The 591-nt window shown below is 27.2% G+C and carries 2 protein-coding genes; both read right to left on the bottom strand.

Annotated elements, in window-relative coordinates; genetic code table 11:
* Positions 1-124: 124 nt before the first annotated feature.
* Positions 125-397 carry a type II toxin-antitoxin system RelE family toxin gene (locus tag CCAL9328_RS10700; RefSeq protein WP_141080839.1) on the bottom strand — a complete coding sequence of 91 codons (273 nt, stop codon included), beginning with the start codon at positions 395-397 and terminating at the stop codon, positions 125-127.
* A gap of 1 nt (position 398) precedes the next feature.
* Positions 399-591, bottom strand: a 193-nt coding sequence (locus tag CCAL9328_RS10695) for a hypothetical protein (protein WP_211436856.1), incomplete at its 5' end; no start/stop codon positions are given.

The raw sequence follows: 591 nt of genomic DNA, 5'->3' as shown, positions 1-591 counted from the left end.
AAAGCTTCATAGCCTTTTCTATTGGCTATGAGTTCGCCACCAATTGCATAATTTGGGCGAACTGTTGAATTGTGAAAGACTTGAAAATCAACAGACTTTTTAAAATTTATGCTTGAAATTTTGCTCATTTATAAGCATTTTCTCGTGTGGTAATTTTTATAATTTCGATTGTTAAAATATCATTTTCCACTATACCAATAATTCTATAATCCTTGATTTTCCATCGGTAGTGTTTTTCATATCCTTGAAGTTTTTTACAATTTGGTAGCATTGTAGGATTTTCAGAAGTAGCCAATTTTGTATCTAAAAATAGTCTAATTAGATGAATATTTTTAGGGTCTCCTTTGAATTGTTTTGATAAATATTTATCTACACTTTTAGGCAATATAATTTTCATTTTATATTCCATTTACTTCATTATTTAATTCTGCTTCTAGCTCATTTTTTATCTCATTTTGTTCTTTTTTTGGTAAATTTTCAAAGCTCTTTTTGATTGTATTTAGTGCTGGTGAGCTTTCTATAGTGTAGTATCTCTCTTTATTAAGTTTTTCGTTCAATTTAGCTTTTAAAAATTTAATTAGCTCTGTAGAA

The organism is Campylobacter sp. RM9328 (genome assembly GCF_012978615.1).
Note: the sequence above shows the minus strand (reverse complement) of the source record. Positions and strands in the feature narration are given on the sequence as shown.